Here is a 15,597-nt window from a genome sequence, read left to right as displayed (position 1 = left end):
CTGCCATAATGTCCTTAGGGTTAAAGATGAGCGCGCAAATATCTAACGCTAACGCCACTTCTTTGGATTCAAAAAAGCTCGCGCTCCCTTTTCTTTTGCTTGGCACATTGTGGGATCTTAAAGCGGCTTCTAATTGATCCGCGCTCGCGTTATTCCTAAAAATCACTGCCACTTCTTTAAAATTCTTTCGCATGACAATGCGTTTAGCGATGTCTTGGCACTGCGTAATATTGTCGTTGTAATTTAAAAGCGTAGGTTTATTGAAATGCCCTGATTTCACCACTTCTAAATTTTTAGGGTAAATGCGCTCGTTGCGCTGTATCACTTGATTAGCGAGATCTAAAATCTCTTTAGAAGAGCGGTAGTTTTTAGTGAGCGTGAAAACCCGGGCGTTTTTGTATTTTTGAGTGAAATTAGAAATGATGGAAATATCCGCCCCATTAAAAGCGTAAATGCTCTGATCGTAATCGCCCACGCAAAACAAACTGGGAGGGTTGATAGCGTCTAAAATGGATTCTTGTAAGGGGTTAGTGTCTTGAAACTCATCGCAAAGCACTTCTTTATAAGGGCTAGGTCTTTCTAGCATCGCTTGTTTAAACAGCAGTAATAAGTCGTTATAGTCAATATAATTATGCTTTTTTTTGGTGTTTTCAAACTCTTCTAAAATGTTTTCATAAAAGGCGGCGTATGGCGTGTGTTCAGGGTTTTTATGAGAAAGCCATGCGCTAAAATCTTCTTGTTTTAGAGCGTTGGTATAAAGAGAATAGAGGGCGTAGAGATGCTGCGGAGTGTAGGGCTTTTTATCGTCATCTATGGCGTTTTTAGTGTCCACAATGCTTTCTAAAAGTTTTCTCAATTCTTTAGGTTGCTTTAGGCTTAAGTTTGGGTAATGCTCTTTTAAATAGCGATACGCCACCGCATGGAAAGTGCCCGCTTCAATTTTGGAGCTTAATTTGGAATATTTAGCCACCCTAGCGATCATTTCATTACTCGCTTTATTAGTGAAAGTCAAAAGCAAGATTTCTTCAGGCTTGATGCCGTTATCAAGTAGGTATAAAATGCGCCCCACAATCGTAGAAGTCTTTCCTGTGCCGGCGCTTGCAATCACTAAATTATACCCTTTCAAAGCCTTGGCCGCTTTTTTTTGCTCAGGGTTTAATGGCAAAGTTTCTAACAAGTTTTATCCTAGATTTAGATTTAAAAAGTCTTTAGGCAAAAGAGCGTTTTCTAAAGAGCGTTGCGAAAACAAAAAACGCCCATCACACACAAAGCCCAATTCTTGCCAGTTGATAGCGTTGAGTTTGTCGCAGAGGTTTTGTAAATCCAAGTTTTGGTTATAAGGGAATAGCGCTAAAATAGATCCGTCATAATTAGGGCATTGGTGGATAAAAAAGGGGTTTTTTTGGCGCGTTTTGGTGTTGACATAAATGCGTTTTTTAGGGGATATGTGGTGCATTCTCCCCCATTCAAACCAGTTGGCTTCATTGAATTTTTTAATCTTTCTTTGCATCAAGCTGTCTTTATGCTGGAGTAAATAATCATTAGGCTCATTGACAAAAACCATTTTTTCTAAAACATGGGTTTTTTTTGTGATTGAGGTGACAAATTCTAAATTCCCGTATTTTTCATTTTTAAAAATCTTATCGCACCCGCTCACTGCCCCCACTTTAACCTGAAAAACCTCGCTTAATTTTTGCGTGTAAGATTGGTTGAGGAAATATAAAATGCCTTTTTTGCACAAAAATTGCAAACCATCGTTGGCGATTCTACTGAAATCGCCCTTACAAAAACGAAAAATCACGCAATTAGGCATGGCGTTTTTGAAAACCTTTTGATCGCCTAATTCAAAAAAATGCGTTATCGTGCCTTCTTTGTAAATCCATTCGTTTAATTTCACGCTAGAAGTGGATTTTAAAAAATCCCTTGGGGTGATGAAAATCAATTCGCCTTTAGGTTTTAAATGCTTGATCGCTTTTTCTATGAAAAACAAGTATAGGTTACTCCTTTCATCAAAAAGGCTGTAATGGAGTTTTTCTTTAGTGTTTGGCGCAATATCCTTGTGTTTGACATAGGGCGGGTTGCCAATAATGGTGTCAAATTGATTTTCTAAAGGGTAGTCAAAAAAGTCCATGCAAAGGGCATTTTTAGGGCAGATTTTAGGATCGATTTCAATCCCTACAGCCTTTTTTAAGCGCTTTAAAAAACTCCCATCGCCCGTGCTTGGCTCTAAAACACTCCCTTGATTGTGTTTGAGAGTGAGCATGAAATCCACTATCTTTTTAGGGGTGAAAACCTGCCCTAAAGTTTTAATATTTAATTGATACAAAAAACCCTCCAAAAAATTCTCTTAATAAATATTAGCTCGTAACTTAACGCTTTTGGCTAAAGCGCTTAAGATGGAGTTTTTACTTCCATCAAAGTCTCTTTGAATGATTTCTCTGTTGTTGTCCCACTTGCATTGAAAGGGCAAGTTATTGCCATTTGGCTGAAGAGTTTGAATACCTTTTAAGGAATTGATAAAAATATCTTTAGGATCGTTTTTGTTGATAATTAAAAAATAATAGTCCCTGTCGGTGTTTTTGCCTAAGTCTTTATGAAGTTTTTGAAAGTATTTTTCCCATGCAATTTCGTTATTGAAAGTCGGCAATAAGCCACACAACGCATAATAAATCCCTAATTTACAATTAAGATTGTCAGCGGTTTTTGTGGTGGTGGTTTTAATATTAACAGGATAAAAAATATCGTTTTCTTCAAAACTAAAATCCCACCACTCTCTGGCTTTTGGTAGTTGGATAGGAAAATAATCCTTAATGGTATTTAAAATTTCTTCTTCATTGACCGATGGATTTAAACGCCCATCTTGTAAGAGTTGGGACAAATTATAAGGGTTTGTTTTTAAAAATTTTGCAATTTCATTAAGCTGTGTGGGTATCATTAAATATCCTTATTAAAAAGGATATTTTACCACACTCCTTATTTTAGCCTCTTATTTTTTCAAGCTGATGGCTTCTTTAATCATGTCATCGCCCGCGCCAAAGGCTCTAGCGTTCATAGAATAGCCTCTTTGCATTAAAATGAGATTGGTTAGGGCGTTCCCGGCATTCACATTGCTCGTTTCTAAATATTTATGCCTGATTTTCCCAAACTTGAGCTTGCCCTCTTCGTCCCATCCTAAAATGGGGTTACCGCTTAGGGGTCTGTTTTCGCCATTAATGGTGCCTTCTTGCATTTCATAGAGGTTACCGCCGATTTTTCTCAAGCCTTGATCGTTAGTGAAAGCTAAAATACCGATGCGAGCGACCGGCTCTACCACCCCGTTACTAAAGGCCAGAGAAATCACGCCGTTTTCTTCGATGCGCATGTCTCTAAAAATGCCCCTAGGCTTGCCGTCTTGGCTCGCTTCTAAAAGTTTAGAGTCTTGGTAAGACAAATCGCTAGAATCATGGTTTTCGCTTTTATCTAAAGAGTAGGTGAGCTTATTGCCTTTAAAATCCAAAGTCATGGGGGCGGATTTCATTTTGTGCGTGGCTGAATCAAAGCCGACAATTTCCCAAGTAGGATCATTGATAGGAGTTTTGTTTTTGGGATCTGCGATGTAGCTTTTCACTTCCCAAGTTTGGTTTTTCCTTTTACTCGTGGGGCTTGATGCGGGATCGTTGGAATTGGTCATGTAATATTCGCTTTGGAGCAAGTATTTATCCCCGGCTTTATCATAAATATCCACTTCTGTGCTGTAATAAGGGATTTTAATCGCTACTGAATCCCTGCTAATGCCCTTTTTTAGTTCCATTTGATTCGCATTCAAGCCTAATTTATCCGCAATGCCCCCGCTCAAGCTAAAGGTGATAGGCGTTTCGCTAGGGTTAGCGATCTCTAATAAAAGGGGTGGGCTTTTGGCGTCTTTTTCGCTTTTGATGAGGTTTAAGTCTAGCCCGGTTTTTTCTTTAAGGAGTTTTTGCAAATCGCCTAAAGTTTTGAATTGGTTTTCGCCTTTTTCAGCGTCCCCATAAGTGAAAACCAAATCCTCTTTTTTGCCATCTTCTTTTTGGATACTGACGTTTAATTTACGATTGGTGATCGCGTCTATTGGCTCGTTATCGTCATTGGCTAAAGCGTTAATGTCCTGGTTTAAAAAACGCTCTTTAATGATCTCGCCCTTGTCGTTTAAGAAAAAATCCTGCGCGCCTTTTAAATGGTCTTTAGGGTTTAAATTCACGCTAATACCCACTTTCGTGCTAAGCACGGGCTGGTAAGTCAAATCTTGGGGGATTTGTAAGGGCGAAAGGGTGTTGCCATGCAATTTTTCAATGTCTTCATCTCTAGCGGTGGAATTGAGCGTGCCGTCTTTGATTTTTTTCAAATCAATGCCATAAACATAATAGCCCTCAGGGGTTACTAAATAGCCATCAGCGTCCCTGGCGAAATTACCGGCGCGGGTTAGGAAATTATCCTGTTTCTTGCTAAAGCCGTCTTTATTAATGGTCATTTCCCCATTTTTATTGGGCCCTATCACAAACCAGCCCTTGCCTTGATATGCCATATGGAATTCCCCCTCGCTTGGCATGTATTCCCCATCTTTATTAGAAAGGACATTGCCTGAGCCTGTAACGCCGTAATTTCGGTCATTAGCCACAACGGATTTGGCGTTCAAAGCGTCTAAATGCGAAGAAAATAGGGTCTTAAACTCCGGATCATTAGAGCGATAGCCTAAAGTATTGACATTAGCGATATTATTTGAAAGGCTGTCAATGCCAAACTGGTGGGTCTTAATCCCGCTATAAGCGTTTAATAAGGTGTCGTTCATGCTGTCTCTTTAGGGGGGGTTTGGGGCTTTGGATCAAGGGGTTTCTGAACAGAGAGTTTTTGTTCAAGCGGTTTTTGATCAAGGGGTTTCTGATCAGAGAGTTTCTGTTCAAGCGGCTTTTGTTCAAGCGGTTTTTGTTCAAGCGATTTTTGTTCAAGCGATTTTTGTTCAAGCGATTTTTGTTCAAGCGATTTTTGCTCCGGTTTATAAAACTCTATCGCGCTGTCTATGGGTAAAACCATTTCGCCCATTCTCAGCATGGGCTTGCCTTTATCAAAAATCACGCTTTCCACTTCGCCCCTACCAATGCGCGTTTGCAAATACTGCTTGCTTTGAGAGTCTAAATTGTATTCAGCCTTGATTTTATAATTGCCTTTAGGGACTTTTTCGCCCTTTTCGTTCAAGCCGTCCCATTCAAAATTGATATACCCCTTTTGCCCGTTATAATCTTTTAAAGGAATCGTTTTGACTAATTCATTGTTTTCATTTAAGATTTGAATCGCTGGCACTCCTTTAGAAGCGTCAATTTTTTCATCAAAAAAGAGCGAAAAAGAAAGCTTATTGTTGCCGTCAAAATTCGCCCCGCTCACATCGGTTTCAGCGATTTTGCCTATCATGCTCACCGAATTGAGCGCCGTTACTTCCCTTAAAGCGTTATTAGCCTTTAGGCTATCGTCCATGCCTTTATTAAGGTTTTCCATGGTGTCTTTTAAAGCGCCTTGAAAGTCTTTTAAAGACTCGTTAGTTTCTTTATTGGATTTCATCGCACTGGCGACTTCTTGCATGGTTTTTTTGTTTTCTTCTTGCATTTCCACTTGCGTGAGCTGCGCGGTTTGGGTGATGATTTTATCCGTTTCCATAGGAGCGGTGGGGTCTTGATTTTTCAATTGCTCTAAAAAGAGCTTCATAAAAGCGTTTTTATCCAACCCGTTAGCGATGGTGGGCTGTTCTTTTTTCCTTTTTTGCGCGGCTTTAGCCCCTGTAACTTCTGCTAAATCAATGGCCATGATCTCTTCCTTATTAAAGATGTCCTAATTATAGAGCAAACTTGCTTAAAATCACGCATAAAGAGTGATTTGCATGCTCGTTTCTTTGTTTTCATTATCCGTATTCTCTTGGTAGCTTTTTAGGGCGTTTTCTTTTAGGGGGGTTAATTCCTGCTCTTTGAATGGCTCTTTAAACGGCTCTTTGGGTTGCTCTTTAGAAGAATCTTGCGAAAAGCTCAAATCCACCCCTTCAAAGCCTAAAGCGTTCAAGCTGTTTTTGAGATCCTGTTGGTTGTCTAAAAAGGTTTGCAAGCTGTTGTTGTGAGAAATCACGCTCACTTTAAGGTTTTTACCCACTTTTTGAATAATCACTTCAACCTTGCCCAATTCCTTAGGGAATAAATCCATAGAGATCCTGCTCATGGGGGGTTTGTATTCTTGGATTTCTTGCTTTAATTGTTGGGTGAAATGCTTGATCGTTTCTTTAGGGGTAACGCTTTTATTCTCGCTTGTCTTATCGCTAGCCTGGGCGTTTTGCGCGCTTTGAGCGCTATTACTAGATTCTTTAGTTTTTTCTTTATTATCGCTCATTTCTTTAGTTTTTTCTTCTTTTTCTAGGGGCGTTGGAGTGTTATCATTAGGGGGGTTAGCTCCTATTAAAGGCATTAAAGGGGGGGTTTTAAGAGGGATTTTAGGGGCATTTTCTGGCGTTGCGGCTTGGGTTGTAGTCTGGGTTTTAGTAGGGGTTTTTTCTGGCTTTTTTTTAGAAAGCGTTTTATCCCTTTTAATGGCGTTCATTGGTAAAGCTTCCTTTAAAGGGGGCATTTTTTTTTCATTGTTAGGGGGGGTTGCGCGTTCTTTATTGTGCGATTCTTTTTTTTCTAAGGATTGCAAAACGCTAGAAAGGTTGGCGGTGTTTTTAGAGTCGTTCTTTGCAAGGGTGTGGTTAATGGGCGTTTGCGTTGTTTTCAAAGCGAGCTGATCGCTTGCATTTAAGGGGGTTTCTTTTTTTTCTAACGGAGTGGTTGCTTGAATGTTGCTAGCGTTTAAGTCATGTTTTTGGCTGAGCGTTTGGATGTCTTTAAGGGTTTTTGGATCTTTAGCGTTATGAGTTGGGGCTGTGGGGTTTTTGATAGCGTTGTTAGCGTGGTTAGTGGGGGTTAGTGGGTTTTTATGGGTTGGGTTTTCTTGATGCGCATTAGAAGTAACTTCATTAGGCTTTTTTTCATTCTTGTTTAAAGTTTCATTAGGGGTTTTTGGGTTAGTTTCATGGATCTCATGGGTTTCATGTTGAGCTTCATGCGAAGCGGTGGTTTTTTTGTGGTTGAGCAAATCTTTTAGAGTAGGGGCTTGTTGGCCTTTAGCAAGATTTTGAGCGTGTTGGTGGTGTGGGGTAGGGGTTTTTTCAAGCGCTTTAGCGTCCTTTTTAGCGTCTTTGGGTGCGGCTTTTAAAGCGTTAGGGCTTTCTTTAGGGGCGGTTTTGTCTTTAGAGATCTTTTGGTTTAAGATCTTGCTGAAATCCTTTGATGCGCTTTTAGGGGCGTTTTTAGTGTCTTCGTTTTTCGCTCCGCTATTTATTAAAGTGCTTGCGTTGGCGTTTGCGTTGGTGTGAATGGGATTAATAGGAGATGGCATGATGATCCTTTAAAACAACTCTTTTATTTTACATGGTGGGAGTTAAGCAAAAAGAGTTCCTTAAAGAGCGCTTTTTAAAAAGTCTGGTTTCGTTTAGGTTTAATTAAATTTCGCTACAATTAAGTAAGAACGATAAATTTAGGGAGATTGGCATGCAGGGTTTATGGATTTACCCAGAGGATACAGAAGTTTTAGGGGTCGCTTGTAAGAGCCTTTTAAAAGCGCTAAAGCCACGCTATCAAAAAATCGCCTTGTTTTCGCCCATTGATGGGGGGCGTGAGGGCTTTTGGGAGCGCTACGGATTGAACCCTTTAGAGTTTCATAGCGCCATAGACAAACAAAAGGCTTTAGAGCTTGCGGGCGCTGCTCAAGAAGAGTTACTATTTGAAACGATTCTCAAACGCTATGATGAATTACAAACCACGCATGATTTTGTCATTAACTTAGGGTATACACCGAAGTTTTTCTTAAACGCTCTTTTAGATTTAAACACCATTTTAGCCAAGCATTTAAACGCTCCTATTGTGGCTGTCGCGCAAACGAGTTTGGAGCGTTTGAAGGCCATGCATTTTCACATTGTTAAAAAAGAAGCCCCTTTCGCTGTAGGGTTATTTGCGGGCGAAATGCTTGAAAAACCCCATTTTTTGAGTGCGTCTCTTTGCAAGCAACAATGCACATTAGAAGCGGATCTGATAGAAAGCGTGTTGCAAACAAAAAGCGAGATCACCACCCCTTTAGCCTTTCAAATGGGTTTGGAAAAAAAGGCTAAAAAACAGATTAAAAAAGTGGTTTTACCAGAGAGCGAAGATGAAAGGATTTTAAAAGCCGCGCATCGTTTGAACGCTATGGGTGCGGTAGAATTGATTTTATTAGGCGATAAAGAAACCATTAATTCCCAAGCGAAACATTATGAACTTGAATTTAGAAAGTGTAGAAATCATTGATCCCAACACTTCTCATTATAGAGAAGAGTTCGCTAATCATTTATATGAATTACGAAAATCAAAGGGCTTGAGTGAGCAAGAAGCTAAGCAATTAGTGTTGGATAAGACTTATTTTGCGACCATGCTCGTGCATTCAGGCTATGCGCATGCCATGGTTTCTGGGGTGAATCACACCACGGCCAACACCATTAGACCCGCTTTACAAATCATCAAAACTAAGCCCGGCGTGAGCCTGGTTTCAAGCGTGTTTTTAATGTGCTTAGACACTCAAGTGCTAGTCTTTGGGGATTGCGCGATTATCCCTAACCCTAGCCCTAAAGAATTGGCTGAGATCGCTATCACTTCCGCACAGAGCGCTAAGCAATTCAATATTGCGCCTAAAGTGGCCTTACTCTCTTATGCGACAGGCGATTCCGCTCAAGGCGGAATGATAGACAAAATCAACGAAGCTTTAACAATCGCGCAACATTTAGATCCACAATTAGAAATTGATGGCCCTTTACAATTTGACGCTTCCATTGATAAAGGCGTAGCCAAGAAAAAAATGCCTAACAGCCAAGTGGCCGGACAAGCTAGCGTTTTTATTTTCCCGGATTTAAACGCTGGGAATATCGCTTATAAAGCGGTGCAACGGAGCGCTAAAGCCGTGGCGATAGGGCCTATTTTACAAGGTTTGAATAAGCCTATTAATGATTTGAGTAGGGGCGCTTTAGTGGAAGATTATTATCAACACCGTTTTGATTAGCGCCCTTCAAGCGCAAGATCAATTGACTAGGAGGAATTGATGGAAATTTTAGTGTTGAATTTGGGTAGTTCGTCTATTAAATTTAAATTGTTTGACATGAAAGAAAATAAGCCCTTAGCGAGCGGTTTGGCCGAAAAAATCGGCGAAGAAATAGGGCAGTTGAAAATCAAATCGCATTTACACCATAACGATCAAGAGCTTAAAGAAAAGCTTGTGATTAAAGATCATGCGAGCGGGCTTTTAATGATTCGTGAGAATTTAACGAAAATGGGGATCATCAAAGATTTTGATCAAATTGACGCTATAGGGCATCGTGTGGTTCAAGGGGGGGATAAATTCCATGCCCCAGTCTTATTCAATGAAAAAGTTATGCAAGAAATTGGCAAGCTTTCCATTTTAGCCCCCTTACACAAACCCACGAACGACAATCCGGGCAACGGACTAGTGGATTTGAGCCAGCCTGATGCTAAAGTCCAGGTTTTACGAATCCCTACTGATGAAGAGCTAGAAATCGCCTTACAAGCGAAAGAAATAGCAGAAAAATTAAAATAAAGGTTGTTTAATGAAAATGGTTCATTTTTTAGAGGGCGTTCATTTTGAAAAACTCCATATTGAAGCGCTGAGTGAAAATTCTTCCAATAAGGAAATACGCATTTGCATGCCCAAAGGAGCGATCTTAGACAAACACAAGGCCCCGGGAGCTATCAGCGTGCAGGTTTTAGAGGGAAAAATCATTTTTGAAGCCAAAAATGAAAAAATAGAAATGCCAAAAGGGGCGTTAGTTAGCCTAGAGGCCCAAGTTTTGCATCGTTTGGACGCTTTAGAAAATAGCGTTATAAGGCTATCTTTAAGTAAAAAATAAGGAAAATGAAATGATGAAAGTTGTTTTTATGAATGTTTGGTATTTGCTTTTAACCATCATTTTATTAATCATCATCTGGAGGATCATTAGGTTAGTGTTAAAGAATAAAGACGACAGCAATGATAAGGTAGGATAGGCGGATTTTCTGATCTAAAAAATGAGCCAAGAAGATAAAAGAAGTTGTTAAATCACAGCCGTTTAATTAAGCACGCTACAATACGAAAATTTTAAAAGAAAGGAATAAGCATGAGCGAACAACGAAAAGAATCTTTACAAAATAACCCTAATTTGAGTAAAAAAGATGTCAAAATTGTGGAAAAGATTTTGAGCAAGAACGACATTAAAGCCGCTGAAATGAAAGAACGCTATCTACAAGAAGGGCTGTATGTGTTAAATTTCATGAGCTCTCCCGGTAGTGGTAAAACCACGATGTTAGAAAATCTAGCGGATTTTAAAGACTTTAAGTTTTGCGTGGTGGAGGGCGATTTGCAAACCAATAGAGATGCGGACAGATTGCGTCAAAAAGGCGTGAGCGCGCACCAGATCACCACCGGCGAAGCGTGCCATTTGGAAGCGAGCATGATTGAAGGGGCGTTTGATTTGCTCAAAGGTGAGGGAGCGTTAGAAAAAAGCGATTTTTTAATCATTGAAAACGTGGGGAATTTGGTTTGCCCTTCAAGCTACAATCTGGGAGCGGCGATGAATATCGTTTTACTCTCCGTTCCAGAGGGTGATGATAAGGTGCTGAAATACCCCACGATGTTCATGTGCGCGGATGCGGTGGTTATCAGTAAAGCGGATATGATTGAGGTGTTTAATTTCAGGGTTTCTCAAGTCAAAGAAGACATGCAAAAATTAAAGCCTGAAGCGCCTATTTTTTTAATGAGCTCCAAAGACCCTAAAAGTTTGGAAGATTTTAAAAATTTCCTTTTAGAAAAAAAGCGTGAAAATTACCAATCCACGCATTCGTTTTAATGTGTTTAGCGATCCCCTCTAAAGTCATAGCCATTAACGATAATGTGGCGCTCTTGGAAACTTTAGGCGTTCAAAGAGAGGCGAGCTTGGATTTAATGGGCGAGTCCGTTAAAGTGGGCGATTATGTGTTGTTGCACATCGGCTATGTGATGAGCAAGATTGATGAAAAAGAAGCCCTAGAATCCATTGAGCTTTATCAAGAAATGATCGCCAAAATGAACGAAACGCATGAATAAATGCATGAATAAAAACAATGAGCGTTAACCACCTCATCGCCCCTTTTAGAGACAAGCAAACCCTTTTAGCGCTCTCTAATGAAATCCAAAAACTCGCTTTTAAACTTGAAAAAAAATTAGTCATCATGGAAGTGTGCGGAGGGCATACGCATTCTCTCATGAAATACGGGCTTTTAGATTTGATGCCTAAAAATTTAGAGTTTGTGCATGGGCCAGGGTGTCCGGTATGCGTGATGCCAAGAGCGCGCCTTGATGAAGCTTATGAACTCGCTATGATCAAAGACAGCATTATCTTAAGCTTAGGGGATATGATGAGAGTCCCAGGGAGCTATGGGAGTTTGATACAAGCCAGAGAAAAGGGGCTAGATGCGCGCTTTTTGTATTCGCCCATGCAAGCTTTAGAGATCGCTAAAGAAAACCCGCATAAAAAAGTCATTTACATTGCGATCGGTTTTGAAACCACAACGCCGATGACGGCTAGCGTTTTACTGAGTGCCAAAAAAGAAAAATTAAAAAATCTTTTTTTCCACATCAACCACATTTTAGTGCCTCCCAGCGTGAGCGCGATTTTAAAAGATCCAGCATGCCGAATCAACGCCCTTTTAGCCCCTAGCCATGTGAGCGTGATCAGCGGCGCTTCAATCTATTCTCCTTTAGTGGATCGCTTTAAACTCCCCATTATCGTGAGCGGTTTTGAGCCGGTGGATATATTAGAAAGCGTGCTGATGCTTCTTAAACAAGCCTTAAAAAAAGAAGCCAAGTTAGAAATCCAGTATAAAAGAGCGGTCAGCTATTGGGGGAATGTGAAAGCGCAAGAGTTAGTCAATGCGTGCATGGAAGTTAGGGAAAATTTTGAATGGAGAGGCCTTGGGAATATCAGACATTCCGCTCTAAAGCTCAAAGAAACATTCGCCTCTTATGACGCTGAAAAAGTCTTTAAAGAACACTTAAGCCACAAAACCTCTAAAGAAAACAAAGCATGCAAGTGTGGGGAGATTTTAAAAGGCATCGCTAAGCCCCTAGACTGCTCACTATTTGCTAAAACTTGCACCCCGCAAAACCCGATCGGCAGTTGCATGGTCAGCTCTGAGGGGGCTTGCGCGACGTATTATCGTTACAAGCGCGTTTGAGCTTGAGAAATTGCTTTTTGGTGAAATCGCTCAAACCTTCGCAATTGACATCCACGCTTTTAGGGGGGTTTTCTTTTTTTATAACCGGTTTTTGATAAGCCCTTTTTTTAACGCTCGCCTGGATTGCCTTAAAATCAAAAGGGTAACCCAGGGCTTTTAGGATTTTTTGCGTTTCTTTAAAATGGGCTTTTAGGCTATTGGTGTAATAATCTTCTTCCATTTTAAAGGCTTTCAAATAGCTAGGGTGCGTGAAATAGATTTTTAGGATTTGGTGTTCTATTTTAGCGTATCTAAACCCATGCTTTAAATCCCCCAAGGCTTGAGAAATACAGCACTTAATCGCTTCTCTTCGCTTGAGCTGGAGTTTTAAATTTTTAAACGCAGACACTTGAGCGATTTTTTTAAACAGCAAAAAGGTTTCTTTCTTTTTGAGATAGCGTTTATAAATCAGGGGGTCAAATCCGTTTTCCATGATGGAATTATAGCGTTTTAGCTTGACTTTTTTAAAAAGCTTTTGTATAATGCTTCTTTTATTTTGTTGTTGGGGTGTCGCCAAGCGGTAAGGCACCAGGTTTTGGTCCTGGCATTCCGAGGTTCGAATCCTTGCACCCCAGCCATTATTAGCGTATTTTGACGCGGAGTAGAGCAGTCCGGTAGCTCGTTGGGCTCATAACCCAAAGGTCAGTGGTTCAAATCCATTCTCCGCAACCAATCCCTTTTTTTTAACTCTGTTTAATAGAATTTAATGGAATTTAAAAAACGCTTTAGCGTTTTTAAGACAAATAAAGACAAATAAGAGCTTGTATCAAGAAAGCGCTTTCATTCCAATACCACCAAACGAAACAAAAAGCACCAAAAGTAAAAAAATGACAAAATTTTCCCCAAATGACAAAAAAAAAACGCTTTTATGTTATAATGCTCTAAATACATTCCAAATGTATTCCAATGAATGCCAATGAATGTATAAAATCCCTAATACTAAAATTTCAATTTAATCTAAAAAAAGGAGAAAAAAACATGAAAAAACGCATCCTTTCATTAACTTTAGGCTCGCTTTTAGTTTCCACTTTGAGCGCTGAAGACGACGGCTTTTACATGAGCGCAGGCTATCAAATCGGTGAAGCCGCTCAAATGGTAACCAACACCAAAGGCATCCAACAGCTTTCAGACAATTATGAAAGTTTGAGCAACCTTTTAACCCGATACAGCACCCTAAACACCCTTATCAAATTGTCCGCTGATCCGAGCGCGATTAACGCAGTTCGTGAAAATCTGGGCGCGAGCGCGAAGAATTTGATCGGCGATAAAGCCAACTCCCCGGCGTATCAAGCCGTGCTTTTAGCGATCAACGCGGCGGTAGGGTTTTGGAATGTCGTGGGCTATGTTACGCAATGCGGGGGTAACGCCAATGGCCAAAAAAGCACCTCTTCAACCACCATCTTCAACAACGAGCCAGGGTATCGATCCACTTCCATCACTTGTTCTTTGAACGGGTATGTGCCTGGATACTACGGCCCTATGAGCATTGAGAATTTTAAAAAGCTTAACGAAGCCTATCAAATCCTCCAAACGGCTTTAAAACAAGGCTTACCAGCGCTCAAAGAAAACAACGGCAAGGTCAATGTAACCTACAGCTACACTTGCTCAGGGGTAGGGAATAATAACTGCTTCATAACTGGAGTGAAACAACAAAACGGATCCAAGATGGAAACCCAAACCATAGACGGCAAAAGCGTGATCACCACGATCAGTTCAAAAGTCGTTGATAGCGGAGTGCCTAGTAATACATCACATGTCTCCTACACCGAAATCACCAACCAATTGAACGGTGTGCCTGATAGCGCTCAAGCGCTCTTAGCGCAAGCGAGCACGCTCATTAACACCATCAACACGGCATGCCCGTTTTTCCGTGCTAATAATAGTAGTGCGCCTAACGCCCCAAAATTCACTACTACTACTGGGAAAATATGCGGCGCTTTTTCAGAAGAAATCAGCGCGATCCAAAAGATGATCACGGACGCGCAAGAGCTTGTCAATCAAACGAATGTCATCAACAGCCATGAACAATCCACTCCGGTAGGCAATAATAATGGCAAGCCTTTCAACCCTTTCACGGACGCCAGTTTTGCGCAAGGCATGCTCGCTAACGCTCAAGCGCAAGCCAAAATGCTCAATTTAGCTAATCAAGTGGGGCAAACCATTAACCCTAGCAATATTACCGGGAATCTTCAACATTTTGTTAAAGACTTTTTAGCCACATGCAACAACCCCTCAACAGCTGGCACTGGCGCCACACAAGGTTCAGCTCCAGGCACAGTGACCACTCAAACTTTCGCTTCCGGCTGTGCCTATGTGGAACAAACCATAACGAATTTAAACAACAGCATCGCTCACTTTGGCACTCAAGAGCAGCAAATACAGCAAGCAGAGAATATCGCTGACACTTTAGTGAATTTCAAATCCCGATACAATGAATTAGGGAATACTTATAACAGCATCACCACCGCGCTCTCAAAGGTCCCTAATGCGCAAAGCTTGCAAAATGTGGTGAGCCAAAAGAAAAATCCTTATAGCCCTCAAGGCATAGAAACCAATTACTACCTCAATCAAAATTCTTACAACCAGATCCAAACCATCAACCAAGAATTAGGGCGTAACCCCTTTAGGAAAATGGGCATCGTCAGTTCTCAAACCAACAACGGCGCGATGAATGGGATCGGTATTCAGGTGGGTTACAAGCAATTCTTTGGCCAAAAAAGAAAATGGGGCGCTAGGTATTACGGCTTTTTTGACTACAACCATGCGTTCATCAAATCCAGCTTCTTCAACTCGGCTTCTGACGTATGGACTTATGGTTTTGGAGCGGACGCGCTTTATAACTTCATCAACGATAAAGCCACCAATTTCTTAGGCAAAAACAACAAGCTTTCTGTGGGGCTTTTTGGCGGGATTGCGTTAGCGGGCACTTCATGGCTTAATTCTGAGTATGTGAATTTAGCCACCGTGAATAACGTCTATAACGCTAAAATGAATGTGGCGAATTTCCAATTCTTGTTCAACATGGGGGTGAGGATGAATTTAGCCAGATCTAAGAAAAAAGGCAGCGATCATGCGGCTCAGCATGGCATTGAGCTAGGCGTGAAAATCCCCACCATTAACACCAATTACTATTCTTTCATGGGGGCTGAACTCAAATACCGCAGGCTTTATAGCGTGTATTTGAATTACGTGTTCGCTTACTAAAGCTTTTGTAGAACTCCCTTTTTAGGGGGGTTTTTTT

General features: G+C 40.8%; 12 protein-coding genes, 2 tRNA genes and 3 pseudogenes. 10 read left to right on the top strand and 7 right to left on the bottom strand.

Annotated elements, in window-relative coordinates:
* From DV63_RS15515 to fliK, 6 genes and pseudogenes are all read right to left on the bottom strand, one after another.
* Positions 1-1,177 (bottom strand): ATP-dependent helicase (locus tag DV63_RS15515; protein ID WP_020982464.1); only part of this gene is annotated, 1,177 nt, incomplete at its 3' end.
* A 3-nt stretch (positions 1,178-1,180) separates the two neighbouring features.
* Positions 1,181-2,338 (bottom strand): Eco57I restriction-modification methylase domain-containing protein, encoded by a 1,158-nt coding sequence (locus DV63_RS15510; protein WP_000398305.1) that lies wholly within the window; start codon positions 2,336-2,338, stop codon positions 1,181-1,183.
* Positions 2,307-2,935, bottom strand: a pseudogene (locus DV63_RS0209460) (restriction endonuclease). Before DV63_RS0209460 ends, DV63_RS15510 begins: the two are co-directional and overlap by 32 nt.
* A gap of 51 nt (positions 2,936-2,986) precedes the next feature.
* On the bottom strand, positions 2,987-4,804 hold the full coding sequence (locus DV63_RS15505) for a flagellar hook protein FlgE (protein WP_001000230.1): 1,818 nt from the start codon (positions 4,802-4,804) through the stop codon (positions 2,987-2,989).
* Positions 4,801-5,811 (bottom strand): flagellar hook assembly protein FlgD, encoded by a 1,011-nt coding sequence (gene flgD, locus DV63_RS15500; RefSeq protein WP_000963346.1) that lies wholly within the window; start codon positions 5,809-5,811, stop codon positions 4,801-4,803. Before flgD ends, DV63_RS15505 begins: the two co-directional genes overlap by 4 nt.
* Before the next feature lie 51 nt (positions 5,812-5,862).
* Complete coding sequence (gene fliK, locus DV63_RS15495) at positions 5,863-7,425, bottom strand: flagellar hook-length control protein FliK (protein WP_001139878.1); 1,563 nt, start codon at positions 7,423-7,425, stop codon at positions 5,863-5,865.
* Positions 7,426-7,577: 152 nt separating this feature from the next.
* Between fliK and pta the strand changes: the two are divergent.
* The 7 genes and pseudogenes from pta to hypD all read left to right on the top strand — a co-directional run bounded on the left by pta (position 7,578) and on the right by hypD (position 12,317).
* Positions 7,578-9,154, top strand: a pseudogene (gene pta, locus DV63_RS15490) (phosphate acetyltransferase).
* Positions 9,154-9,537 (top strand): annotated as a pseudogene (locus tag DV63_RS15485) (acetate kinase); the annotation flags it as partial. The pseudogenes pta and DV63_RS15485, both read left to right, overlap by 1 nt.
* A gap of 139 nt (positions 9,538-9,676) precedes the next feature.
* Positions 9,677-9,976: a cupin domain-containing protein gene (locus tag DV63_RS15480; protein WP_000784745.1), complete on the top strand. Its 300-nt coding sequence runs from the start codon at positions 9,677-9,679 to the stop codon at positions 9,974-9,976.
* A gap of 10 nt (positions 9,977-9,986) precedes the next feature.
* Positions 9,987-10,112 (top strand): hypothetical protein, encoded by a 126-nt coding sequence (locus DV63_RS18605; RefSeq protein ID WP_000978801.1) that lies wholly within the window; start codon positions 9,987-9,989, stop codon positions 10,110-10,112.
* Between the two features lie 110 nt (positions 10,113-10,222).
* Positions 10,223-10,951 carry a hydrogenase nickel incorporation protein HypB gene (hypB, locus tag DV63_RS15470; protein WP_000003619.1) on the top strand — a complete coding sequence of 243 codons (729 nt, stop codon included), beginning with the start codon at positions 10,223-10,225 and terminating at the stop codon, positions 10,949-10,951.
* The gene (locus DV63_RS15465) at positions 10,951-11,187 is read left to right on the top strand and encodes a HypC/HybG/HupF family hydrogenase formation chaperone (protein ID WP_000335461.1); all 237 of its coding nucleotides are present in this window, start codon (positions 10,951-10,953) and stop codon (positions 11,185-11,187) included. Before hypB ends, DV63_RS15465 begins: the two co-directional genes overlap by 1 nt.
* A gap of 17 nt (positions 11,188-11,204) precedes the next feature.
* Positions 11,205-12,317: a hydrogenase formation protein HypD gene (gene hypD / locus DV63_RS15460; protein WP_000115692.1), complete on the top strand. Its 1,113-nt coding sequence runs from the start codon at positions 11,205-11,207 to the stop codon at positions 12,315-12,317.
* On the opposite strand, the gene DV63_RS15455 is transcribed toward hypD, so the two are convergent.
* Complete coding sequence (locus DV63_RS15455; protein WP_001146898.1) at positions 12,268-12,885, bottom strand: helicase DnaB modulator; 618 nt, start codon at positions 12,883-12,885, stop codon at positions 12,268-12,270. The two genes, hypD and DV63_RS15455, sit on opposite strands and share 50 nt — an antisense overlap.
* Between DV63_RS15455 and DV63_RS15450 the strand changes: the two genes are divergently transcribed.
* The 3 genes from DV63_RS15450 (at position 12,860) to babA (ending at position 15,560) form a co-directional block, all read left to right on the top strand.
* A tRNA-Gln gene (locus DV63_RS15450) sits at positions 12,860-12,934 on the top strand. The genes DV63_RS15455 and DV63_RS15450 overlap by 26 nt on opposite strands.
* 17 nt (positions 12,935-12,951) lie before the next feature.
* A tRNA-Met gene (locus tag DV63_RS15445) sits at positions 12,952-13,028 on the top strand.
* A 306-nt stretch (positions 13,029-13,334) separates the two neighbouring features.
* Positions 13,335-15,560 carry a Hop family adhesin BabA gene (gene babA, locus DV63_RS15440; protein WP_020982463.1) on the top strand — a complete coding sequence of 742 codons (2,226 nt, stop codon included), beginning with the start codon at positions 13,335-13,337 and terminating at the stop codon, positions 15,558-15,560.
* The last annotated feature ends 37 nt before the right edge of the window (positions 15,561-15,597 follow it).

It is taken from the genome of Helicobacter pylori FD535 (assembly GCF_000296015.2).
Taxonomy (GTDB): Bacteria; Campylobacterota; Campylobacteria; order Campylobacterales; family Helicobacteraceae; genus Helicobacter; species Helicobacter pylori_CT.
This window is presented reverse-complemented; position numbering and strand designations above follow the sequence as displayed.